Origin of the sequence: Gemmatimonas sp. (genome assembly GCF_021298855.1) — a bacterium.
Lineage (GTDB): Bacteria > Gemmatimonadota > Gemmatimonadetes > Gemmatimonadales > Gemmatimonadaceae > Gemmatimonas.
This window is the reverse complement of the sequence record NZ_JAJTHI010000006.1, coordinates 61,463-85,539: the sequence shown is the minus strand read 5'-3', so window position 1 is coordinate 85,539 and position 24,077 is coordinate 61,463. Positions and strand designations below refer to the sequence as shown.

Sequence of the window (24,077 nt, the reverse complement as noted above, 5' to 3'; positions counted from 1 at the left end):
CTGGAATCTAGGCGGCGCGACCGCCCCGCAAGTGCCCCCGTGGCGTCAGAAGAGCGACGCCTGGTCCCCCAGCCGGACCGGGTCCACCGTCGGAAGCCCGAGGCGGGTCTGCAGCAGGCGCACCGAGGCGGGCGCATGGCCCGCGAAATGGTTGTTCACGAAGCCGAAGATCTCGCGGACCTGCCCCTGCAACACCGGCATCATGCGCGCCCACGCATCGAGCTCGGCGGAACGGTCCACCTGCAGCTGCGAGTAGTCGGTGATCGCGCGATCGGGGCCCATCCAGCGCAGGTAGGCGAAGTCGGCGGTGGGGTGCGCGCAGAGCGCCAGCAGCCACTCCCGGGGAATCCATCGCCCGTCGCTGAGCGCCAGTGCCACCCCGTGCTCCTGCAGGAGTGACAGCACCCGTCGCCGCACCCACGATGGATGCCGAAACTCCACGGCGAAGCGCAGGTCGCGAGGCAACGCCGCGAGCCACTCGGCGAAGGGCTTCCCCTGCGCCGGCAGGAAGTCCGGCGCGCACTGGATGAGAATGGGCCCCAGCCGCGGGCCCAGTTCGCGCATGCGATCCGCGAACTCGTCCAGCAGGCCACGACTGTCGCGAAAGCGCCGCTCGTGCGTAATGGCCTGCGGCAGCTTGCAGCTGAACACGAAGTGCTCGGGTACACGCGACGCCCACCCGCGCACGGTGCGCACCGGAGGAATGGCATAGAAAGTGGAGTCGATCTCCACCACCTCGAACGCCTTCGCATACGTGCGCAGGAAGTCCACGGCCCGCGTGTGCGCGGGATAGAAGGGGCCGATCCACGCGGGGTAGTTCCACCCTTGCGTACCGAGACGAATCGCCGGACATGATTCCGTCTCACGCATGGGCCACCGCATGCGACAATTCCGGCGCCAGTCGTGTCGTTTCGCCACACCGATTGCTGGACTCCGCGCGTCTCGCTCCGGAAACGCGTGAGTACGTGACCCCGCGCGTGAGCTGACGCACCGGCATTCCGGGACCACGCACGGCAGGACGGCTCAGCGGTACGTTTCGAAGAAGCCGCGCCCGCGCCCGCTGAGCACGGTGCCGCGAATGCGTCCGCTGAGCTGCGCCTCGCCCGCCATTTGCACGAACCACGGTCGGGCGAGGCCGCGCGCATAATCGCCCTCGCCACGCTCGGCGAGCCCCGTGCGCGTGTCGGTCGCCACCGCGTCGTCGATCGTGAGCTGCAGCCGCAGCGTATCCGCGTCGCGCACGTCGAACAGTTCGGCGGTGGCCGGCACGCGCAGCGGCCCCTCCGCCGTGTTCACCACGCGGGCATCGTCGTAGTGCACCGCCCGGGGTCGGAACAAGGCCGCGAAGCCACGCTCGTCGGTCACGTACACGAAGAGCGGCGACGATCCACCTGCCGTGTCTTCGGGCGTGACGCGTCCGTACAGCAGGGTGTAGGCACCGGCGCGCGTGGCGCCCCACTCCCAGGTCACGCCGCGCCAGCTTCCCCAGTTGTGATCGTGATACGCCTGCGCGTCGGTGTAGCGGTCACAGCGCGCCGCGACGCAGATGCTGCCGGTGGCGGTGGCGCGCAGCGCCGGCACCGCATAGCCCGACGTGAAGTCACCGCTCACCAACGTGGCACCGGGAAACTCCACGCGCGGCACTGGTGACACCACCAGGTCGAGGGAGAGCGACGCCCCCGTGCCCTGCTCACGGCCCACCGAGCGAATGGCGTAGCGCCCGTCGGGAAGCACCGTGACGCTCCCTTCGCCAATCCGCACATCGGCATCGCGACGACTGAAGCGAACCTGCTCCCGCGGGACGTTCGTGACGAAGCGCCGCGGCGCCCGCCCACGCTCGTGCAACGTGACGAGCAGCTGGCCTCCCCACCGCTCCCCACGCACATCACCGCCCACGAGGAACGTGATGAAGGCCCACCGCGAGGCATCGGGGGAGAGCACGTTGAAGTAGTGCCACTCGCCCCACGAATCGGCATTGGCCAGCCCGTCGCCGGGACGATGAAAGCGGTCGATCTCATGCCGCAGCTCCGCCACCGTGGGACGCGTCCAGCGCAGGTCACCGGCATCATCGTCCCATACCCCCTCGGCGATGACGGGCATTGCCCCGAGCGCCCGCGTGGCCGACGGCACTTCGCCGGTGGCCCGAACGGCCCGCTCCACGCCATCCGGCGTGGTGAGATAGAGCAGCTTCCCCTCCATCTGCGGCGCCGCCACCGTGACCGCATCGGCGAGCCGCGGATTGCTGAGCACCTGCCGGTACACGAAGCGTGCGTTGGGCACGGAGAAGAACAGCCCGCCCAGCCCGCCGGTGGTCAGCACCTCCAGATCGATTCCCTCCGGCAGCACCGTGATCTGGCCGCCGCCCACCAGTCGCTCCTGACTGGCCTGGCGCACCATCGCCTCGCCGACAGCGAGCAGCACCACCATGACGCCCACCCCGACGCCGAATCCACCGCACAGCAACAGCGCACGCCACGGACGTGACGTGACCGTGCGCCACGCCAGCAGCCACGAGGTGCCCAGCCGTTCGCGGTTCATGGCACGGTGCTCAAGCGGAACCGTGGCGTGTGTCCGACGACACCCGGCCGTCGAGCAGGCGAATCACGCGCTGCGCGCGGTTGGCCACGACGGTGTCGTGGGTGACGAACACCAGCGTCGTGCCGTCGCGATGCAACTGCCCGAACAGCTCGAGCAGACGCTCGCCGGTAGCGGCGTCCAGCTCGCCCGTGGGCTCGTCGGCGAGCACCAGCGCCGGGCGGTTGGCGAGCGCACGCGCAATGGCCACGCGCTGCTGCTCACCGCCCGACAGCTGCGTGGGGCGATGGTCCCGACGGTCACCCAGCCCCACGTAGCCCAGCAGCTCCGCGGCACGCGCACGGCGCGCACGCCGGTCCATCCCCGCTTCGGCCAGCGGCAACTCCACATTCTCCTGGGCCGACAGCGTGGGCATGAGGTAGAAGCGCTGGAACACGAAGCCGATGTGCCGCAGCCGGAAGTCGGTGGCCTCGGTATCGCCCAGCTGCGCGGTGTCGCGGCCGTTCACGAGCACGCGCCCGCTGCTCGGCGCATCGATGGCCCCCAGGAGATGCAGCAGTGTGCTCTTGCCGCACCCGGATGGTCCGGTGATGGCGGCGAACTCCCCGCGGGCGATCTCCAGATCGATGCCGCGTACCGCCTGCACCAGGGCATCACCCATGCGGTAGCTGCGCTGCACCTGTTCGCAGCGGATCACCACCTCGCCACGTGAGCCCGCGGGTGTGGAGTGCGTCATGTCAGCCAACGGCATCCTCGCGCAACGAGCGCACGATGGGAATGGAGGCGGCGCGCCACGCCGGCAACAGCCCGGCGAGCGTTCCGGAGACCAGCAGCAGGAGCAGGGACTTCCACGCCGCCTCGGGGCTCCAGAGGAAGAAATCGAACGCGGCCGGCAGCCCGGGGAAGTCTCGCAGGATGCCGTTGAGCCAGCGTGCGGTCACGAGCCCCAGCAGCAGCCCCCCCGCGATGCCGGTGCCGCTCAGCATGAAGCCCTCGAGAAAGACCTGCCGCAGTACGCCCCCCTTCTGCGTGCCAATGGCGCGCAAGACGGCGATCTCTCCCCGTCGCTCATTCACCGACAGCGTGACGAGCGTGGCCACGAGGAGAAAGCCGATGCCGAGGCTGATGGCCCCCGAGCACGAAGGCGAGCTGCCGGAAGTACGAGAGGCGCTCCTCAACCTGCCGAATGGCGGTTTCGGTGCTGATGGCGGTCACGCGCGGTTGCGTCTGCGCGATCCAGCGGCGCACCGCTTCCACGCTGGCCGAGTCGCCACGACGGCTCTCGGCCATGGCCACGGACATGCGATCGCGGTAGGCGCTCCCCAGCAGGGTGCGAAGGTCGCGGAGGGGCAGAGCCATGACCGGCGTTTCGGCGGGCACGTAGAAGAACCGGCCTTCACCGGTCAGCACCACCACGCGCGCGCGCGCCGTGGTGCGCAGCTGCGCGTCGACACCGGAGGCCACCGTCAGGGTGTCGCCCAGCTGCAAGCCGCTGCGCAGCAGAAATGCGCGGTTCACCACCGCCGGCAAGGGTGCGGCCGCGCTGGCGGTGGTGTCGGACGGCGGCGGCAGGTCGCGCCCGCCTTCGAGTACGTAGTCGCCCTGCACATCGGATTCGAGGCCGAGCGAAAAAACGGACGGGAAACGCGTGCCTGGCAACGCCAGCGTGGCCCCCAGCCCCGGGCTGACGGCGCGGATGTCGGGATTGGCGCGCAACGCCGTCACGATGGCCGTCGCGCCATCAATGGTGGCTTCGCTGTCGAAGGGGAGCGTCCCCTTGGGGGACACACGCAGCTGGTAGCCGCGGGTGAGCAGCAGCGAACGGAAGCTTTCCCGCATGCCCGTGGCCAGCATGACCATGTCGAGCAGCAGTGCGGCCGCCACGGCGATGCCCAACACGGCCAGCACGGTGCGCGCGGGATTGCGGCGCAAGGTGGCAAAGGCCAGCGTGGCACGCATGCTCATGGGCAGTATCCGGTACGCGGCGTCATCGGCCGAGCAGCGTGAGCGGCGGGGTGCGCACCAGTCGCCAGGCGGCCACCGCGCCCGCGGTGATGCCGAGCACGAGGCTGGTGAGCGTGGCGAAGGCGAAGATTTCCGGCGTGAGCAGCGCGAACAGGAGCGGGGTGCGGTACACCTGCTGGAAGTGCGCGTTCACGATGAGGCTGGCGACCCACCCGATCCCGGCACCGATGACGCTCCCGATCACCGAGACCAGCGCCGCCTCGATCACGATGGCCCGCACGACCGTGGCCTGCGAGATCCCCATGAGCCGCAGCGCCGCAATATCGCGCCGCCGTTCCTCAACGCTCAGCAACAGCAGGCAGAGCAGAAAGACCGCGCTGGCCACTACGGTGATGAGGCCAATGGCGCGATGAAAGCGCTCCACCACCCGAAAGGTGCGCGAGCTCTGCACCGCCACCTCGGCCGATTGGTGCGCGCGAAAGCCGAACGCCACGTGGTTGATGCGGGCGACGGCGGAATCGATGGGTACCGAGTCGGGAACGCCCACGGCGAAACGGTCGACCCGATCGTCGAGTTCGAGCAGCTGCTGCAGATGATCGAGGTGGGCGCGAATGCGATACTCGCGCCGTGCCACTTCGGCGGGGTCGGCCTTGCGCTCGAACACGGCGGCAACGGCGACGCTGTCTCCCGGTATCCCCGGCTTGCCCGACAGCCGCACCACCGATCCCGGGCGCAGGCCGAAATCCTCGGCCATGCGCGCATCCACGGCGATACCGCGCACCGACGGCGCACGTCGTCCGTAGCTGGGGGACAGGATGGTGTCTCCCTGCGCCCGGGCACTCGTTGCGGTGGCGGTGAGCGCGGTCCCCCCCGCGAGCACGAGGGTGCACGTCCACAGCAGGCGACGCGTCATGTGTCCGCCTTTGGCCACGACAGCGGGCGGGTCAGCGCGACGGTTTGCGGGAGCGGGGGCGCGCGCCCGCCGACGCGACGGTGGCGGCAGGAGCCTGTGACGAGGGCGCCGCGGGGCGGCGAGCGGAAGCGGAGGCTGGCATGGAGGACGTCATTGACTCCACCAACACCTGCGCGGCCAGATTGGGTCCCACCAGCGACTCGTCGGTACCGATGCGCAGCGTGATGGGGCCGTCGAAGGGCGCGCGAGCCACGAGCGTGATCTCGGCCCCCGGCTGCAACGAGATTTCGGCCAGGTAGCGCAGCAGCGAGGGATCCTTGTCGCTCACGCGCACCATGCGGGCGCATTCACCCACTTCGAGGTCGGCCAGCGTGCGGTGTGTACGCTCGTCCACGTGGCCGTCGGCCGTGGGAATGGGGGCGCCGTGCGGGTCCGCCGTGGGGTTGCCCAGCGCCGCCGCCATGCGGGCGATGAGGTCGTCGGACGCGGCATGTTCGAGCCGCTCGGCCTCGTCGTGCACGCGGTCCCACGGGTACCCCAGCACCCGCGTGAGGTACGTCTCGAGAATGCGGTGGCGGCGGATGGTGCGCAGCGCCGCCTGCCGGCCCAGCGCCGTGAGCTGCACACCCTTGTAGGGCACATGATCGAGAAAGCCCTGGCTGGCCAGCCGCCGGATCATCCCGGTCACCGACGCCGGTGCCACGTCGAGCGCGCTGGCCACGTCGGAGGTGGCCGCCGCACCGTGGCGCATCTCGAGTTCGTAGATCGCCTTGAGATAGTCCTCGACCGGTTCGGTGAGCGGCGGGGGCGAGTCGGCGGGGCGGGCAGTCATGGTGCGAAAGATCAGCGGGGGCGACCGCCAACGGGACCCCGCACCATGAGGACCGGCACCATGGTCCGGTGGCGGACCCCGTTGGCGGTGGTCCCGTAGAGCAGGTCCTGCAGCCCCTTGTGCCCGTGGGTCGCCATGGCAATCAGGTCGCACTGCTCGCGATCGGCGGCGCTCGCGATCTCCGAGGCCGGGTCGCCACCGGCGAGAATGGACTCGGTCTCGAACCCTTCGCCACGCAGCCAGGCGCAGAGCCCCTCGATGTAGTCGCGATCGACGCGCATCTCCTCCGATTCGCGCAGCTTGAGCGACTGCTGGTTGCGCGCGGCCCAGCCGTCGGCCACGTGGATGAGCACGATGGCCGACCCGCAAAGGCGGGCGAGCTGGCGCACGTGGTCGATGATGACGCGATCGTACGACGAGTGCTCGAGGGGCACCAGGATGCGGCGGTACATCAGCGCATCCACCCGCGCACGGTCTGCGCGAGCAGCCACACGTTGAGCGACGCGATGACCGTGGCCACGGTATAGGCCGCGATCTTGAGTGGCGTGGAGTTGACGAACGCGCCCATTTTCACCTTGTCGGAGGTGAACTGCACCAGCGGGAACACGGCGAAGGAGAGTTGCAGGGAGAGGATGACCTGGCTCAGCACCAGCAGCTTGGCCGTGCCGCTCTCGCCATAAAGTATCGCCACGATGGCCGCCGGCACGATGGCAATGGCGCGCGTGATGAGCCGGCGCAGCCACGGCCGCAGCCGGAGGTCGAGGAATCCCTCCATGACGATCTGCCCGGCCAGCGTGCCGGTGAGCGTGGAGTTCTGCCCCGACGCCAGCAGCGCCAGGGCGAAGACGGCGCTGGCACCGCCCACGCCCAGCAGCGGTGAGAGCAGCTTGTAGGCGTCCTGGATCTCCGCCACCTCGGTGTTGCCGCTCGTGTGGAAGGTGGCGGCGGCCACGATGAGGATGGCCGCGTTGATGAACAGCGCGAAGGTGAGCGCGATGGTGCTGTCGAGGAAGGCGAAACGCACCGCCTCCCGCTTGCCCTCGGTATTCTCGGCGTACTTGCGCGTCTGCACGATGCTCGAATGCAGGTACAGATTGTGCGGCATCACCGTGGCGCCCAGAATGCCGATGGCGATGTACAGCATCTCGGGGTTGGTGATGATGTCCGTCGTGGGCACGAAGCCGCGCGCCACCTCGCCGATGTCGGGCTTCGAGATGAACAGCTCGAAGACGAAGCAGCCGCCCACCACCGCGATGAGCGCGATCACCAGCGCCTCGAGCAGGCGGAAGCCCTTGTTCTGCAGGTACAGCACGATCATCACGTCGAACGCCGTGATGGCAATGCCCACGGGCAGCGAGATGCCGAATAGCAGGTTGAGGGCAATGGCGGTGCCGATGACCTCGGCCAGGTCACAGGCCGCGATGGCGAGTTCACAGAGCACCCAGAGTGCGAGCCCGGTGCGCCGCGAATAGTGATCCCGACAGGCCTGCGCGAGATCGCGTCCGGTGACGATGCCCAGCTTGGAGGCGAGCCCCTGCAGCAGCACCGCCATGAGGTTCGAGAGCAGGATGACCGACAACAGCGCGTAGCCGAAGCGTGACCCACCAGCGAGATCGGTGGCCCAGTTGCCCGGGTCCATGTACCCCACCGCCACCAGATAGCCGGGGCCGGCAAAGGCCAGCAGCTTGCGGAACCAGGTGGCGCCGTGCACCTCGACGGAGCGGTGCACCTCGGAGAGCGAGGGCGCCAACCGGGCGCGACGCCAGCCGGGTTCAACCTCGGGGGCGCCGGTCGTCGCGTCTGCCGGCGGAACGGGATTTGGTATGGCCATCCCGCAAATTTAGGACCGACTAAACCAAAGGCAAGCACCCGCTTGACTCGGCTTTCCCGCCTCAGGGCCACGGCAGAAGCGGGGGCACTGAGCAGAGATTCCCCCTTTCTCCGGTTCCCCGTTTCTCCCCGCAGCAGTTCCGCCGCACCAGCGGGGGAGAACTGACCATGGGAGAACCGGAGAAACGGGAGGACCACGGGGCACCTGAGCAGAGATTCCCCTTTTCTCCAGTTCCCCGTTTCTCCCCGCATCAGTTCTGCCGCACCAGCGGGGGGGAACTGACCATGGGAGAACCGGAGAAACGGGAGAACCACAGGGCACCTGAGCAGAGATTCCCCCTTTGTCCAGTTCCCCGATTCTCCCCGCATCAGTTCCGCCGCACCAGCGGGGGGGAACTGACCATGGGAGAACCGGAGAAACGGGAGGACCACGGGGCACTGAGCAGAGATTCCCCCTTTCTCCGGTTCCCCGATTCTCCCCGCATCAGTTCCGCCGCACCAGCGTCGAGCACTGACCATGGGAGAACCGGAGAAACGGGAGGCCCTCTGGGGCTACTGCCGCGCCGCCACCCCGTCGCGTCGCGGGTCGGCCACGCCAATGCGACGACCGCGCGGACTCACGTACACCGCGTGCACGCCACCAAAGGTGATGTCGGCCACCCGACTCTCCGGGCGATAGCCGCGCCGTACCAGCGCCGCATACACCTCCGACGAGAATCCCGGCTCCACTTCCACCTCGGTGCTCGCGGCCGACGCGTGAATGCGCGGCGCCGCGATTGCCGTCCAGGGATCTTCGCCAAACGCCAGAGTGCGCAACGTCACCTGCGCGATCGCGGGCTGGATGTACTGCGACCCGGCCGCACCGATCACCAGACGCACGGCGTTCCCCTCCAGCACGAGCGTGGGAGACATCGTGCTGTTGGCGTACCGCTCGGTGCCGCGCGTCCGTGCGTCGAAGTTCGAGGCCGACGAATTGAGCCAGAAGCCGTCGGTGTAGACTCCCGACCCGAAGAGCACCCCCACGGTCGTCGTGGCCGACACGGCGTTGCCCTGCCCGTCCACCACCGACAGGTGCGAGGTGAAGCTCTCTCCCTCGCGCGACGCCTCACCCGACGGCTCCCGTCCCGCTGGCATATCGCCCGCCTCGCCCGGCGCCGTCGCCGACACCGGCTGTGCGGGGTACGGGTCGAAACCCGCACACGCCGGCGCCACCGCGATGCCGTCAAACGCCGGTGCGTCGCCGGCCGGCACGGTGTCCGGCAAGGCGCCGCCGACAAGCCCCGCCCGCACGGCCGCAAACGAGGCGCTCGACGCGCCGCGCGCCGGCACGCGCAGCGCCACCGGATCACCACGCCACCGGTTCGCATCGGCACCCGCAAGGCGCATGATGTCGGCCATCTTCACCACCGCCTCGGGGTGCGACGTGAAGCCCCCCGCGTTGGCCACCCCACTCCGATCGGCCATCTGCAGCATCGCCAGCACCGAGGCACCACCCATTGGCGGCGGCGCACCAAGCACCGTGTACTGCCGCCACGCGGTGCACAGCGGACGCACGGTCAGCACGACATAACGCTCCATGTCGGTCACGCTGATCAGCCCGCCGCGCGCCTGCACCTTGGCACTCAACCGCTCGGCGATGTCTCCCCCGTAGAACGCGGTACGCCCGCCATCACGAATGCGCTCCAGCGTGTTCGCCAGCTCGGGCTGCACCAGCCGCTCCCCCGGCCGCAGCGCGCGGCCTCCCGGCATGAACCGCCGCATCGCCAGCGAATCGGCCATCATCTTGTCGCGCGAGCGCTCGATCGTGCGCGCCAGCAACGGGGACACGATGAAGCCGTCGCGGGCGAGGCGGATGGCCGGCGCCATGACCTGCGCGAGCGGCAGGCGGCCCCAATTGCCGTGCGCCTCCAGCAACCCGGCCACCATGCCCGGCGTCGCCGCGGCGCGTCCCATCGCCCGGCCGCGCGAGCTGTCGGGGCGCGCCCACTCGGGATTGGCGCCGGTGCGTGGATAGAAGCTCAGGTGCTGCACCCGGCGCGCCGACGCGTCGTAGAAGGTCATCGCCCCACCGCCACCAAGCCCGGTCTGCGACACGTCGGTGACGGAGAGAGCAAACGCCGTGGCCACGTACGCATCGATGGCGTTACCACCCTGCCCCAGCAGGGCTGCGCCGGCTGCGGCCGCGTCGGGGTGGGACGCCGCCACCATCCCGCGATCGCCCTCCACGCGCTTGCCCGCCATGGGTGCCGCCAGGGGCACCGGCGCCGAGCGGGTACAGGCGGCGAGCAGGAGCACCACACTGGCAGCGGCAGTTGCCCGCTTCACGGAGACGATGGTCACGCGCTGTCCTCGAAGGTGAGATGCTCAGGATCGAGCAGCGACAGCAGCTGCTGCACGATGCGTTCGGTCAGGCCCCACACGATGTGCTGCTCCACGCGAAAGCCGGGGAAGCGCGCCCGCGTGCCATTGATGGTCATCACGTGTTCGCCGCGGCTGTCCTCGTGCGCGAGGACGGCGAGCGGAACCCAGAACGTGGCGGCGACTTCCTCGTTGGGCAGGAATGTCACGTCGGCCGCTACGAGCGCCACGAACGGGCGGATGAGCAACGGCGGCAGCACCGCATTGCGCGGGGCGAGGTCATCCAGCTGCCCCAGCCACACCCCCGCCCGCAGGTCGAGCGCCAGCTCCTCCAGCGTTTCACGCTGCGCCGTGACCTGCAGCGACGCATCGGCCGCCTCGTAACGGCCACCGGGAAACGCCATGTGCCCGCTCCAGGGATCGCCGTCGTGGTCGGCCCGCTTGATGAACAGCAGTTCGGGCGCGCCATCGACGACCCGCAGCACCGCGGCGACGGCGGCAAGCCGCGTGTCGTCGAGCGCCGTGGCCTGCGCGGGACTGCGGGCTGCCAGGCGCGTGGCCAGGGCAGACACCGTGGGGTGCTGCAGCGCCTCGTGCAGGCGCGCCGCGGCGTCGGCGTCGTTCACCGCCGGCAATCGCGGGGTCAGCCGGCGACCTCGCCGCCCGACGCCACCCAGTCGCGGAATCCGCCGGCGAGCGAGGCCACGTTGCCGTAGCCCATCTGCTGCAGCGTGACCGCGGCCAGCGCCGACCGGTTGCCGCTCGCGCACATCAGCACCACCCGCGCATCGCGCGGCACCTTGGCCTCGATCTGGCTTTCCAGCACGCCGCGCCCGATGTATTGCGCCGGTGCCGCATGCCCCAACGCCCACTCGTTCTGCTCGCGAATGTCGATGAGCGTGAGCGCCTCACCGTGGGCAAGGGCATCCTGCACCTCGCGCGCCGTGACTTCGGTGATGGCGGCCTTGGCCTCGGCGATCAGCTGCTGCGCGGTCTTCATGGCGAACACTCCGGAGCGGGGAAACGGTGGGGCAGACACGAAAGATAACGGGAACCGTGCCGGACGGTGGTCACCGGGTGAGCCGTTCCGCCCGCGCCAGATACGCCGCGCGCATGCGACTGGTCACCGGCCCCATGGCCCCCGTTCCCACCATATGGCCATCGATGGACGTGATGGGCAGGACGAAGCTGGTGGCGCTGGTGATGAAGCACTCGTCGGCCGCGCGCGCCTGATCCACCGTGAAGGCGCGCTGGACCACCGGCACCTTCGCGTCGTCGGCCACCTCGAGGCACACGTGCCGCGTGATGCCGGCCAGAATGTCGTGCGACAGCGGCCGAGTGTACGCCACCCCCTCGCGCACGATCCACAGGTTGCTCGAGCCGCCTTCGGTCACGAGTCCGTCTTCGTGCATCATGGCCTCGAAGGCGCCCGCCTGTCGCGCCGCCTGCTTGGCCAGCACCTGCGCCAGCATCGCCGTGCTCTTGATGTCGCACCGCTGCCAGCGAATGTCGGGGACCACGTGCACACGCACGCCGCTGGCGTTGGGATCGTCGCTCAGCCGCTTCGGGCGCGCGAAGGCGAACACCGTGGGCGTGACCTGCGCCGGGAAGGCAAAGTCGCGTTCGGCCGCACCGCGCGTGACCTGCAGGTACACCAACCCTTCGGTGATGCCGCCCCGCGTGGCCAGCTCCTGCATGACCGCTTCCAGCTCGGCCACGGGATACGCGCTCGGCAGCGCGATCTCGCGCATGGAGCGCTCGAGGCGCACGAGGTGGCGGTCGGCATCGAGCAGCCGCCCGTTGAACACGGCCGCCACCTCGTACACGCCGTCGCCGAACAGCACGCTGCGGTCGAAGATGGAGACTGTGGCGTCGGCTTCGGAGACGTACGAGCCGTTGATCCAGCAGGTGCGCAGGGACACGGGGCGGAGGGGAGTGAGGTCAGGGAGTACCGGGGACGCCGGTGATCAGCAGACGCGAAAGTCCAGCCAGGGCACCGCCGAACAGCACCCATCCGGCACCAAGGCGGGTGCGGACCAGCAGCAGGGTGGCCGTCACCAAGATAGCGAGCGACCACGGGGAAAGAACGACGCCGCGTACCATGAGCAGGACCACGCCCGTCATGAACGCCAGCGTGACGGCGTTCACCGCGTCGAGGGTGCGGCTCAGCACCGGCGACCGGCGCAGGCGCGCCACCAGCGGCGCCGTCACGGCAACACCCACGAACGCCGGCAGAAAGATCCCGGCCGTGGCCGCGGCGGCACCGGCGTGGCCGCCCAGCAGGTAGCCCACGAAGGTCGCGGCCGAGAAGACCGGCCCCGGCGTCACCTGCCCCACGGCAATCGCGTCCAGCAGTTGCGCCTCAGACAGGACGCCCAGTCGCGTCACGAACTCACCGCGCAGAAAGGTGAGCAGCACGTAACCGCTGCCGAAAAGCACGCTGCCGATCTTCGCGAAGCTCAGGAACACCGCCCCCGTGGAGAGCGATGCGGCAGCTCCCACGGCACTGCCCACGGCGGCCGCCCCTCCGATCGGAACCGCCGGCCGGGGAAGCGTCACACTCCCCGACCCCAGCCACGGCAGGATGGCGAACCCGGCGCCCGACGCGGTGGCGTCACGCCGTGAGACGGCCGAATACAGCAGCGCCGCGACCAACGCCCCCAGCAGCAGCACCAGCTCCGACACGCCCAGCAGCAACCCCAGGAATGCCAACACGGCCAGCACCACGCCAAGCCGCGTGCGCGCGAGGCTGCCCTTGAGCCGCCAGATGGCCTGCACGACCACGGCCAGCACCGCCGGCTGCATTCCCTGCAACAGCGCCTGCACCTCCACGCGCGCACCCAGGGCGACGTACGCCCACGCAATGCCCCACACCAGCAGCACCGCCGGGGCGATGAAGCAGCACCCGGCCACCACCAGTCCGGGCCAGCCGGCACGACGATACCCCAGATGGATCGCCAGTTCGGTGGAATTGGGGCCCGGAATGAGATTGGCCGCGCCGATGAGATCGGCGAAGTCGTCGCGCGACAGCCACGCGCGCCGAGTGACGAGTTCGTCATCCATCGCGGCGATGTGCGCCGCCGGACCGCCGAACGCCGTGAACCCAAGGCGGGTAAAGACGAATGCCACTTCGCGTACCGGAGTCATCGGCATGGCGCGAAAGATGGAGCGTCGGCCCCTGCGTTGGAATGCGCACGCGCGCACGATTCGGGTGACACACCACGCGCGCGCCGGTGACATCGTGCCGCCGTGCTCACTCTCCGCTCTGCTGCCCGACTGCTCGCGCGTGCCGACGCGCGCCCCGATGGGGCCCTCAACCCGTGCATGCCGCTGCGCGCGATCGGTGAGGTGCTGGGCTTCGGCCCCGCAGCACCCGCCGATGCCGCCATCCGGCGCGCCCTCGGTCTCGACACCCTCACTCGGCGCGCCGAACTCGCGACGGGCACGGGAAGTCTGCGCCTCCTGCTCGCCGACCTCGCGGCGCCGCCGGCAGACGCACTCCCCCTCCACGACGCCCGCGAACGCACCCGACGAGTTGCTGCCTCGCTCTGCCGGTCCGCCCCCGATCGCCTCTGGTGCCTGCTCACCGTCGACCGGCGAGCCGATGGCACCACCCTCTGCCTCGCCATCGCCACCCCGGCCCAGGGTACCACCCGCGTGACCGCACTCCGCGTCGAGTGTACGCGCGTGCTTGACTCCGATGCGGAAACGCTGCGCACCCTCGCCGCCGTCGGTGAGACCGACGACCTGCTGCGACACGCCCGCTTTGCCGACATCCTCCAGCGTGATGCACTCGGCGGACGCTTCTACCGCGCCCTCGAGCAGGCGGTCGACACCCTCGCGCAGTCGCTGCACACGCCCCAGCAGACGCGCGGCCGTGCCGTCGACGCCACAGGCGATACCGCACTCGCCGCCACCACCGCCCGGGCCCACCCGCGCGCCCCGTCGCGCGAGGAACGGCGCGAACTCGCCCTGCTCTGCGCATCACGATGCCTGTTCCTCGCGTTCCTCGAAGCGAAGGGATGGCTCGACCAGCGGCGCGACTTCCTGCTCACGGAAACGGTGAAACAGCTGGAAGCCGGTGGGCGCCTCCATGATCGCCTGCTCCGCCCCCTCTTCTTCGGCACCCTCAACACCCCGGCCCGCCAACGCGCGGCCGCCGCACGCGCCTTCGGTGCCGTCCCCTTTCTCAACGGCGGACTCTTTTCCCCCACCGCACTCGAACGACGGTGGCACCGCTGGCGCTTTGCCGACGATGCCGTCACCCATCTCGTCGTCGCCGTCATCGACCGGCACCGCTTCACCGCGCACGAAGAGTCCGTGCAATGGTCCGAAGCCGCCGTCGACCCCGAAATGCTCGGGCGCGCCTTTGAAGGACTCATGGCCAGCAGCGAGCGACGACGCTCCGGCTCGTTCTACACGCCCCCCGCACTGGTCGGCCACACCGTCCACGCGGCGCTCACCACGCTCTTCCGGGATGTCCCCGAGGCGCTCGTCCTCCTTGGCGAAACCGCCGCAGCCGCCAGCACAGCCGTTTCCCCCGATCAGCGCGACGCACTGCGCGCCCGCATCGAGGCGCTGCGGGTGATCGATCCCGCCTGCGGCTCCGGCGCCTTCCTCGTCCATCTCCTCGAACAGCTCGACACCCTCCTCGCGCGCCTCGGCGACCCGCGCGACGCCCACACCCGCCGACGTGACCTGCTCGCCCGCTCCATCTTCGGCGTCGACCGCCAGCCCATGGCGGTCTGGCTCTGTGAATTGCGCCTCTGGCTCTCCGTGATCATCGAGTGCCCGGCCACACACCCGGACCGCATTCCACCACTCCCCAACCTCGATCACCACATCCGCGTGGGGGATTCGCTCACCGGCGGAAGCTTCCAGTTCGCGGCCCCCAGCGCCCGCACGCTCTCCCGCCTGCGCGAGCGCTACGCGCAGGCCGCCGGCGCCCGCAAGCATCGCCTCGCCGACACGCTCGACCGCGAAGAACGCCGGCGCGCCGTCAGCGAACTCTCACGCCGCCGGGAGGCGCTGCAGCGGGAACGGCGCACCCTGCTCACCGTGCTGCGCGGACGCGACCTCTTTGGCGACCGCCGACGCCCGCAACGCGCCGAACGCCTGCGCCTCGACACGCTGCGTCAACGCGCACGCGAACTGGCCGCCGAAACACACCGCCTGCACCTCGGCGCCGCCCTCCCCTTCCGCTTCGCGTCCATGTTCGCCGATGTGGCCGCCCACCACGGCTTTTCACTGGTCATCGGCAACCCGCCGTGGGTCCGCCCGCATGCGCTGCCCGCCAGCGAACGCCAGTGGCTGCGCCACGAGTTTCGCGTCATGCGCGCCGCCACCTGGCAGGCCGGCGCCACTCGCGCCGGAGCCGGCGCCGGCTTCGGTGCCCAGGCCGATCTCGCCGCCGCCTTCGTCGAACGCAGTGTGCACCTGCTCGCCCCGCACGGTGTGCTCGCCCTGCTCGTTCCGGCCAAGCTCTGGCGCACACTCTCCGGCGGGGGCGTCCGACGCCTCCTCCTCGAGGAAACGCAGCTCTGCCTCGTGCACGACTGGAGCCACGCGCCCGCGCTCTTCGATGCGGCCACCTACCCGTCACTCGTGGTGGCGCGCCGAACAGACGGCGCCCCCGCCCACCGCCACGCATCACCTTCCCACGAGGCCGCTCCCGATACCACCGCGCCGTCCACCGCCGCTCACCACAGCTCGCCGCCCCTCGTCCGCTGCGCCGTCACCACGCACCACACGCGCTGGTTCGACCGCCGCGCCGAATCGCTCTCGCTGCAAGGCGACCTCGGCGCACCCTGGCTGCTGCTCCCACCCGCCGCCCACACGGCCTTCGAACAGCTCCGCGCCGCCGGACCCGCGCTCGCCAACACGCCGCTCGGCCGCCCACTCCTCGGCGTCAAGTGCGGCTGCAACGCCGCCTTCGTCGTGCACGCCACCGAACACCACGACGACGGCGCAACCGTCACGGCGCTCTCCGGCCCCACGCGACAGGCCGTCATCGAGCGCGTCCTCCTGCGCCCCGCACTCCGCGGCGACACCATCGGCCTCGCCGGTGCACCCCATGCTGCGCGTACCGACACACCCTCCCCACAGGACCTGCGCGTCCTCTGGACACACGGCCACGATGGACGGCCACTGAAAACGCTGCCCCCCGCCGCCACCCGCTGGCTCGCCCAATGGCGCCCCACCCTGCAAGCGCGCCGCGATGCACGACGCACCCACCCGTGGTGGACACTCTTCCGCACCGAAGCCGCCCGCACCGATCGCCCACGACTCGTCTGGGCCGACATCGCCCGCACCATGCGCTGCACCGTACTCCCCGCCGGCGATCCCACCGTCCCGCTCAACAGCTGCTACGTCATGCGACTCCCCACGCTCGCCGACAGCCACGCACTGCATGCCCTCCTCTCCTCCTCCATCGCCAACGCCTGGCTCGGCGCACTCGCCGAACCCGCGCGCGGCGGATTCCGACGATTCCTCGGCTGGACCGTTGCCGCACTCCCCGTGCCCGCCGACTGGAACCGCGCCGTACACCTGCTCCACCCCCTGGGGGAACAACTGCTGCGGCAGCAGCAGCGGGTACACCGTGCGCCCATCAGCAGCGCCACACTCGACGCCGCCGTGCTGCAAGCCTACCAGCTGGCCCCCACCCTGCTGGCACCACTGCTGGAGTGGCACCACCATGACTGACCGCCTGCGCGCTGTCCGCCACCGCTTCGCCACCACCCTGCTGCCACCGCTCCCCCCCGAAGCCCTCGGCGACGTACGACTGCTGCCCCACCAGCGCCAGGCGGCCGCACGGCTGCTCGCCATGCTCGAACGCCACCGCGGTGCCCTGCTCGCCGATGCCGTCGGACTCGGCAAGACCTTTACGGCGCTCGCCGTGGCACGGCAGTATGCGCACAGCACCATCATCGCCCCCGCCACGCTCGTGACCATGTGGCAGGCCGCACTGCTGCGCAGCCAGCAGGCCGCCATCACCGTGCATTCCCTGCACCAGGCCTCGGTGAAACCACTGCCCGCCTTCGCCGATCTGGCCACGGGCTCGTCGGCACAGCACCAGCGCGTGCTCGTCATCATCGACGAAGCCCACGCCCTGCGCAATGAGCAGACCGCCCGCTACCGGCACGTCGCACAGGCCGTCGCAGGCTGCGAGGTGCTGCTGCTCAGCGCCACACCACTCCACAATCGCCCACGCGACCTCGAAGCGCTCTTCGCCCTCTTCCGCGGGCATCACGCCAACCCACTTCCCCGCCACCTCCTCGCCACCCTCATCGTGCGACGCGATCGCCTTCAGGAGATACCCGGGCACGCCGGGACGACTGGTGGCGGGCTGGCCGGCAAGAGCCCCGCAAGGGGACCACGCGCCGCGCCGCCGGCACAGCGCGTCCATCGCCCACACACCATCGCCCAACACCCCGGCACCCTCGATCGCCTGCTGGCACTCCCCGCCCCACTCCCCGCACGCCACGGTGCCGCCACCGGCGCACTCATCAGGCTGGGACTGCTCCGCGCCTGGTGCTCCAGCGACGCCGCGCTCACCCATGCCATCACCCGGCGATTGCAACGCGCCGCCGCGCTCCGCTCGGCGCTCGACTCAGGACGGCATCCCACCGCCCACGAACTCGCCAGCTGGCTCGTGGGCGATGAGGCCACCGACATGCAGCTCGGCTTCCCCGAACTGCTCGTGGAACACGCACTCGACACGCCGCACCCACCGCAGCCCATGATCGAGGTGCTCGAGCGTCACGCCGCCGCGCTGCGCGCCTTGCGCGATCATCATCGCGCAACCGCCCGCGCCGACCGGCTGCGGGCCGCGTACATCCGGCGCATCCGTCAATGCCACGGCGAGGTACCCATCGTGGCCTTCTCCCAGCACACCCGCACCGTGGAGGCCCTGTTTCGCGCCCTCGCCGACATTGCCGGCGTGGGACTCCTCACCAGCCGGCAGGCACGCATCGCCAGCGGACCGATCACACGCACGGCGCTCCTGGAGGCCTTCGCCCCGCGCGCCCACGGCCGCCCGCCGCCCCCGGCCCACCAACGCGTCACCTTGCTGCTCGCCACCGACCTCATCGCCGAAGGCGTGAACCTGCAGGATGCCGGCGTCGTGCTGCACCTCGATCTGCCCTGGACCCACGCGCGGCGCACCCAACGCAGCGGACGCGTGCTGCGGCTGGGGTCCCCGCATGCCGTTGTCCACGAGTATCGCCTGCGTTGCGCACCGCACATCCGACAGCACCTGCGCATCGAGCAGCGCGTGGCACACAAGGCCGCACTCGCCGCACGGCTTGTCGGCAGCACCTCCCGCCGCTCGGCACCCGACCGCAACACCCGCTGGCTCGAACTGCTCGCCACATGGACTCCCGCACCCGCCCATGGAGACCACGGCGTACCACACGCACACCCGGTGAGATGGGCGAGCTGGCGCGGCGCCCCGCGCGCACTGCACGGCGCACTCGTATTGCTGCGCACACCCCACGGGCCGCAGGCGCTCGCTGTCGTGCTGCACGCGCAGCGCCTCTGGGTGTCGGCACGCCCCGATGCCCTGCTCGCCCTCGCAGAAGGGCGCTGGCCACCACGCTGCCGGCGAGCACCCTCTCCACTGCCGGCCGGCGCGCATGCACCGCAGGGGACGTGCACCGAACCGGAAATGCCGTGGCCCGCGGTACGCCGGCGCATTGCCCGCGCCGTGCAACGCTGGCTGGCGCACGAGCGACAGCGTCGGCTGAGCGGGCTGGCAACGGACGCTACCAGTCAGCGGCCCGCCAACCATGAGCACGAGAGCGTCGGGAGACCCAGTACAGAGCAGCAGCAGACCCTGAACTGGCTGCGTTCCCTGCTGCAAGGCTGGAGCGCCGTCGAGCGCCGGCGCTGGGCGGCAGAAGTCGCCGCGGCGCGAACGTGCATTGCCGCCGCCACCGGCGCCGGATGCGAACAGGCATTGCGGCGCTGGCGCGCCGGCGCAGCCACTCACGAAGAGGCCGTGGGCGCGTGGCGCGCGTTTCCGGAACTCGTGCGGAGCTTCGGGCATGACCGCAACCGAAGGTGGACTGTTGAGGACCAAGGGGCACACGTGGACGCCTGCCTGGTCCTGTTGCCGCGACCGGTCGTGGAGGGGGCGGCGCCGGTGCGTGAGCCGGTGCAGGAGCCGGTGCAGGAGCCGGTGCAGGAGCCGGTGCAGGAGCCGGTGCAGGAGTCGGTGCAGGAGCCGGTGCGTGCGCCTCTGCCCTCCAACTCTCCGCAGCGGCGTGCTCGCTCCCCAACCCCTGATGCGGATGAGCGGAGCCTCAGCGGTTAGAGTTGGGGATGCCCCGACCTGCCCTGCTCTTCGATCTCGACGGCACCCTCATCGATTCCATTGGCCTGCTGCTGGAGTGCATGCAGTACGCCTTTGCCGGGCGCGACCGGGCGCCCACCACCGCCGAATGGGTGGCGGGAATCGGCACCCCATTGCGCACCCAGTTGAGCACGTGGTGCACCGATGCCGCCGACGTGGAGGCCATGGTCGGGCGCTATCGCGATTACCAGGACCTCCACCTCGAGCGGCTCACCACCCCCTTTCCCGACGTGCTCGCCACCCTGCGCTGGGCGCGGGAGGCCGGCTATCCCACCGCCATCGTCACCAGCAAGGGGAAGGGGATGACCCGCCGGTCGCTCGACCACGTGGGGCTGGGGGACAGCTTCGATGCCGTCGTCACCTTCGAGGAGACCACCCGGCACAAGCCCCTCCCCGACCCGGTGTGGCTGGCGCTCGAGCGGTTGGGCGCCAACGCCAACGCCGCCCTCTTCGTGGGCGATTCGCCACACGACATGCACGCCGGACGCGCGGCAGGGGTGAAAACCGCCGCGGCCCTGTGGGGCCCCTTCACCCGGGACGAACTCGCCGTGGCGGCGCCGGACTACTGGCTGAGCGGCTTTGGCGAGCTGCGCAACCTTCTGCGGGATTTCCAGTAGGGTCTTTCAAACCCTTCCGCCCGACAGGCCGTCCAATCGGGTGTCGAGCTTCTGGAGTACCCCTGTCTGCCCCGTGCGTGAGCGAACTCTCGCTGCCAACCCGACCGTTGAATCCCCCGGCGATGGCGCCCGGTGGCGACGACGTGGCCGCCGCTGCCCGCGGTGACCGTCGGGCCTTCGAGCGGGTGTACCGGGAGCATGCCGATCGCGTGTTTGCCCTCTGCGTGCGGATGCTGGGAGATCGGGTGGCCGCCGAGGAGGCGACGCAGGACGTGTTCGTGCGGGTGTGGGAGAAACTGCCGGGCTTTCGCGGGGACGCGGCGTTCGGGACGTGGCTGCACCGGGTGGCGGTGAGTGTGGTGCTCACGCGCCGCAAGTCGGCCGGTATTCGTGACGGGCGCATCGCCGAGGACGACGCGCTCGAGCAGGCGCCATCGCGTCCGGAGGCGGTGGGCGACCGCCTCGACCTCGAGGGCGCGATTGCCGCGCTCCCCCGGGGGGCCCGCACGGTGTTCGTGTTGCACGATGTGCAGGGCTTCACGCACGAAGAGATTGGCGAGCAGCTCGGCATTTCGCCGGGCGGCAGCAAGGCGCAGTTGCACCGGGCCCGCATGCTCCTGCGTGCGGCGCTCACCCGATAGGATCGCATCCATGTCCACCGACATCCGTCCGCCACACGCATCCCCGGTAGCTGCCGGGAACGAGCGTCGTGACTGTCACCGCTTCGAGGCGCAGCTGGGCGCGTGGCTCGAGCACGACCTGGAGCCCGCCGAGCAGCGGTGGATGGCGTCGCATCGCGCCGGCTGTACGGCGTGTGACGCCATGGTGCGCGAGATCGAGCAGGTGGTGGCCAGTGCGGCGGCGCTGCCCCTCCTTTCGCCGCCGCGCGACCTGTGGGCGGAGATCGAGGCGCGTCTCGAGGCACCCGTCATGCCACTGGCCCCGGCGCCGGCGCCCTGGCACTCCGGGCGGTGGCCCGCGGTGGCCGCCACGCTGCTCGTGGCGGTGAGTTCCGGTGTCACGTGGCAGCTCGCACGCGGCCGAGGGTCGAGCGAACCGGTGCGCATGGTCGCGACGCCGGCGCCGGTGGCGGACTCGCTCGGCGACCCGGGGGAGTTGCCCCAGGCGACGACAACCTTTGCCGTGGGCGCCATGAGCAGCGTGAGCGGGGTGAACTCGGCGCGCGCGCCCATCATGCGCACCGCGCCCGCCGATGCCGACCCATCGGCTGCCGATGACGAGCGCGATGCGGCCGACCCCAACGTGACCTTCGAACGCGAGATCGTCGCCCTGCGGCGCATCGTGGATGAACGCTTCACCGAACTCGACCCCGGCACCGTGACGGAGTTGCGGCGCAATCTCGACATCATCGACCGGGCCATCAGCGACAGCCGCCAGGCGCTCGCGCGCGATCCGCGCAGCGGGGTGGTGTCGTCGCAGCTCGACCGGGCGCTGCAGGCCAAGCTCGAGCTGCTCCGCCGGGTGGCGTTGCTCTGATGCGTGCCGCTCACGGGACTCCGTGGCGGCCGGCGCTGCGGGCACTGCTGGCGGTGGCGCTCACGACGCCGGCCCTCGCGGCCCAGTCGCGCGACACCTCCGTGCGCTTGGTGCCGGACGCGGTGGTGGATGTCACCGTGCGCAGCGGTCGCCTGACCGTGCGCGGCATTGACGGCAGCATCGGGAGTGTGCGCGGGTCCACCGGCGACTACCAGCTGCGCAGCAGCGGGGTTTCGCTCACGCTCACGGCGCAGGGCGAGTCGGCGAGTCGTGGCGCGCTCGAGATCGACTTGCCCCGCGGGGTGCGAATCGTGGTCTCCACGCGTTCGGCCGACGTGGCGGTGCGTGACATTCGCGGCGGCGTCGAGGTGCAGAGCACCAGCGGGGATGTCCGGCTCGAGGACGTGGGTGGGCGGGTGATCGTGGAAACGATCTCGGGCAACGTGGCCATCAGCGGGGGGACGCACTTGCGTGTGGGCACGGTGAGCGGCGAGCTGCGCCTGCGTGACGCGCGTGGCGATATCGCCCTGCACACCACCAGTGGCAACGTCACGGTGAGTGGATCGGGCATTGCACGACTCGACGCCGAGTCGATGTCGGGGGACGTGCGCCTGGAGGGGGGCCTCGGGGCGGCGGCACGCGTGCGGGTGAACACGCACTCGGGCGACGTGGTGCTGCAGCTCCCCGAGGCGGCGCGCGGACGGCTCTCGCACTCCACCGTGAACGGCGAACTCTCCGCCGGTGGCCCCCTCACCATGCTCCCGGGCACGGTCACCGGCGGACACCGGGGGCGCGGGGCACAGCAGTACGAGTTCGGGGGCGACGCCAAGGGCGACGCGCGCGGACTCCAGATCGACATCTCCACCTTCAGCGGTAGCGTGCGCCTCCTGCGCGCGCTCCGCTTCTGATCAGGTCATGACCCTTTCACTGCCGGAGCGTTCCATGCCCGCACTCGTCGTCTCGCGTCCGCTCACCCACCGCGTCCTGTACACGCTGCTCTCGGTATCCGCACTCGCGCCGTCCGCACTCGTGCCGTCCGCACTCGCCGCGCAGGAGGGCAATCGCGAAACCGCCTTCACCTGGTCCGGGAGCGTGCCCACCGGTGGCACCCTGTTCATCAAGAACGTGAACGGGGGGGTGCAGGTGGAGCGCAGCAGCAACGGCCGCGTGGAAGTCATGGGCGAGAAGCGCTGGCGTCGTGGCGACCCGGAGATGGTGCGCATCGAGCAGAAGAAGTCGGGCGACAACATCGTCATCTGCGCGCTCTACAACGAGGGCGCCACCTGCGACGAAAGCGGCATCAAGTCGGAGCGGCGCATGCGCTGGAACGATCGCAACGACGTCTCGGTGCGCTTCGTGGTGAAGGTGCCGGAGGGGACGCGCGTGGACCTCGCCACGGTGAACGGCGGCATCGAGGTGCGGGACGTGACCACCGCCGTGCGGGCGACGACGGTGAACGGCAGCATCAGCGCGCGCAGTGCGGGCGGGCCCGTCTACGCGAAGACGGTGAACGGCAGCATCAGCGTGTCGATGGGATCACTGGCGCGGGCCGAGGAGCTGCAGTACGAGACGGTGAACGGCTCGATCACCCTCGAGATGCCGGCCAGCTTCGGCGCCGAGTTGGAGCTGAGCACCGTGAACGGCCGCGTGTCCACCGATTTCCCCATCACGGTGTCGGGGACGCTGTCGTCACGCCGCCTGCGCGGCACGGTGGGTGACGGACGGACACGCGTGCGGGCGAGCACCGTCAACGGATCGGTCACGCTGCGCAAGGGCAGCTGAGCGCCCGTCCTACTCGGCGGCGAGCCGCTCGATCGCTTCGGCGAGCGTGAAGTCCTTGGCGGTGATGCCGCCGCTGTCGTGCGTGGACAGCGCGAAGGTCACCTTGGTGTAGCGAATGTCCACGTCGGGGTGATGCTGCTGCGCTTCGGCCACGTCGGCCACCTTCGCAATGAAGGCGATACCCGCGGGGAAGGTCGCGAAGTGGTAGCTCTTCGTGATCGTCTCACCCTTGCGGGTCCACCCGGGCAGGGCACCCAGGCTGCGCTGGATCTCGATGTCGGAAAGCACGGGGAGGGAACTCATGCTGGTAGAGTAACCCCCCGCCCGCCACTTGCGACTTCGGAGTATATTCGGTAGGGTCCAATATATCGGGTGCCCTGCTGCCGGAGCTGCGCG

The 24,077-nt window shown here is 70.4% G+C and carries 22 protein-coding genes; 7 read left to right on the top strand and 15 right to left on the bottom strand.

Annotation, left to right across the window (positions count from 1 at the left end; translation table 11 throughout):
- Positions 1-45 precede the first annotated feature (45 nt).
- The 14 genes from LW840_RS02490 to chrA form a co-directional block, all read right to left on the bottom strand.
- Entirely contained in the window at positions 46-870 is an 825-nt protein-coding gene (locus LW840_RS02490; protein WP_291266137.1) for a DUF72 domain-containing protein, read from the bottom strand.
- A 153-nt stretch (positions 871-1,023) separates the two neighbouring features.
- Positions 1,024-2,538 carry a hypothetical protein gene (locus LW840_RS02485; RefSeq protein WP_291276351.1) on the bottom strand — a complete coding sequence of 505 codons (1,515 nt, stop codon included), beginning with the start codon at positions 2,536-2,538 and terminating at the stop codon, positions 1,024-1,026.
- A 10-nt stretch (positions 2,539-2,548) separates the two neighbouring features.
- Complete coding sequence (locus tag LW840_RS02480; RefSeq protein WP_291261967.1) at positions 2,549-3,271, bottom strand: ABC transporter ATP-binding protein; 723 nt, start codon at positions 3,269-3,271, stop codon at positions 2,549-2,551.
- Between the two features lies 1 nt (position 3,272).
- A complete protein-coding gene (locus LW840_RS02475; protein ID WP_291276350.1) occupies positions 3,273-3,635 on the bottom strand; it encodes an FtsX-like permease family protein in 363 nt (120 codons plus the stop codon).
- Entirely contained in the window at positions 3,604-4,500 is an 897-nt protein-coding gene (locus tag LW840_RS02470) for an ABC transporter permease (RefSeq protein ID WP_291276349.1), read from the bottom strand. The genes LW840_RS02475 and LW840_RS02470 overlap by 32 nt, the downstream gene beginning before the upstream one ends.
- A gap of 22 nt (positions 4,501-4,522) precedes the next feature.
- Complete coding sequence (locus LW840_RS02465; RefSeq protein ID WP_291276348.1) at positions 4,523-5,413, bottom strand: ABC transporter permease; 891 nt, start codon at positions 5,411-5,413, stop codon at positions 4,523-4,525.
- A 31-nt stretch (positions 5,414-5,444) separates the two neighbouring features.
- Positions 5,445-6,245, bottom strand: a complete 801-nt coding sequence (locus tag LW840_RS02460; RefSeq protein ID WP_291276347.1) for a metal-dependent transcriptional regulator — start codon at positions 6,243-6,245, stop codon at positions 5,445-5,447.
- A gap of 11 nt (positions 6,246-6,256) precedes the next feature.
- Positions 6,257-6,697, bottom strand: coding sequence for a universal stress protein (locus tag LW840_RS02455; protein WP_291266142.1), 441 nt, complete (start codon positions 6,695-6,697; stop codon positions 6,257-6,259).
- On the bottom strand, positions 6,697-8,076 hold the full coding sequence (locus tag LW840_RS02450; RefSeq protein ID WP_291276346.1) for an Nramp family divalent metal transporter: 1,380 nt from the start codon (positions 8,074-8,076) through the stop codon (positions 6,697-6,699). The genes LW840_RS02455 and LW840_RS02450 overlap by 1 nt, the downstream gene beginning before the upstream one ends.
- A 551-nt stretch (positions 8,077-8,627) precedes the next feature.
- Positions 8,628-10,415 (bottom strand): gamma-glutamyltransferase, encoded by a 1,788-nt coding sequence (locus LW840_RS02445; protein ID WP_291276345.1) that lies wholly within the window; start codon positions 10,413-10,415, stop codon positions 8,628-8,630.
- The gene (locus tag LW840_RS02440) at positions 10,412-11,059 is read right to left on the bottom strand and encodes a CoA pyrophosphatase (RefSeq protein ID WP_291263307.1); all 648 of its coding nucleotides are present in this window, start codon (positions 11,057-11,059) and stop codon (positions 10,412-10,414) included. Before LW840_RS02440 ends, LW840_RS02445 begins: the two co-directional genes overlap by 4 nt.
- A 17-nt stretch (positions 11,060-11,076) precedes the next feature.
- Positions 11,077-11,472, bottom strand: a complete 396-nt coding sequence (locus tag LW840_RS02435) for a rhodanese-like domain-containing protein (protein ID WP_291276344.1) — start codon at positions 11,470-11,472, stop codon at positions 11,077-11,079.
- Between the two features lie 31 nt (positions 11,473-11,503).
- On the bottom strand, positions 11,504-12,355 hold the full coding sequence (locus tag LW840_RS02430; RefSeq protein WP_291263309.1) for a D-amino-acid transaminase: 852 nt from the start codon (positions 12,353-12,355) through the stop codon (positions 11,504-11,506).
- Positions 12,356-12,374: 19 nt separating this feature from the next.
- A complete protein-coding gene (gene chrA / locus LW840_RS02425; RefSeq protein WP_291268450.1) occupies positions 12,375-13,586 on the bottom strand; it encodes a chromate efflux transporter in 1,212 nt (403 codons plus the stop codon).
- Between the two features lie 96 nt (positions 13,587-13,682).
- Between chrA and LW840_RS02420 the strand changes: the two genes are divergently transcribed.
- The 7 genes from LW840_RS02420 to LW840_RS02390 all read left to right on the top strand — a co-directional run bounded on the left by LW840_RS02420 (position 13,683) and on the right by LW840_RS02390 (position 23,681).
- Positions 13,683-17,135 (top strand): DNA methyltransferase, encoded by a 3,453-nt coding sequence (locus LW840_RS02420; RefSeq protein ID WP_291276343.1) that lies wholly within the window; start codon positions 13,683-13,685, stop codon positions 17,133-17,135.
- Complete coding sequence (locus LW840_RS02415) at positions 17,128-19,746, top strand: DEAD/DEAH box helicase (RefSeq protein WP_291273682.1); 2,619 nt, start codon at positions 17,128-17,130, stop codon at positions 19,744-19,746. The genes LW840_RS02420 and LW840_RS02415 overlap by 8 nt, the downstream gene beginning before the upstream one ends.
- A gap of 8 nt (positions 19,747-19,754) precedes the next feature.
- Positions 19,755-20,402 (top strand): HAD-IA family hydrolase, encoded by a 648-nt coding sequence (locus tag LW840_RS02410; protein WP_291276342.1) that lies wholly within the window; start codon positions 19,755-19,757, stop codon positions 20,400-20,402.
- A gap of 77 nt (positions 20,403-20,479) precedes the next feature.
- Positions 20,480-21,043: a sigma-70 family RNA polymerase sigma factor gene (locus LW840_RS02405; protein WP_291268447.1), complete on the top strand. Its 564-nt coding sequence runs from the start codon at positions 20,480-20,482 to the stop codon at positions 21,041-21,043.
- 10 nt (positions 21,044-21,053) lie between these two features.
- Positions 21,054-21,899 carry a hypothetical protein gene (locus LW840_RS02400; RefSeq protein WP_291268446.1) on the top strand — a complete coding sequence of 282 codons (846 nt, stop codon included), beginning with the start codon at positions 21,054-21,056 and terminating at the stop codon, positions 21,897-21,899.
- The gene (locus LW840_RS02395) at positions 21,899-22,807 is read left to right on the top strand and encodes a DUF4097 family beta strand repeat-containing protein (protein WP_291276341.1); all 909 of its coding nucleotides are present in this window, start codon (positions 21,899-21,901) and stop codon (positions 22,805-22,807) included. The genes LW840_RS02400 and LW840_RS02395 overlap by 1 nt, the downstream gene beginning before the upstream one ends.
- A gap of 7 nt (positions 22,808-22,814) precedes the next feature.
- Positions 22,815-23,681: a DUF4097 family beta strand repeat-containing protein gene (locus LW840_RS02390; protein WP_291276340.1), complete on the top strand. Its 867-nt coding sequence runs from the start codon at positions 22,815-22,817 to the stop codon at positions 23,679-23,681.
- A gap of 9 nt (positions 23,682-23,690) precedes the next feature.
- Here LW840_RS02390 and LW840_RS02385 read toward each other — a convergent pair whose 3' ends face one another.
- On the bottom strand, positions 23,691-23,984 hold the full coding sequence (locus LW840_RS02385) for a 4a-hydroxytetrahydrobiopterin dehydratase (RefSeq protein ID WP_291263318.1): 294 nt from the start codon (positions 23,982-23,984) through the stop codon (positions 23,691-23,693).
- Positions 23,985-24,077: the final 93 nt, after the last annotated feature.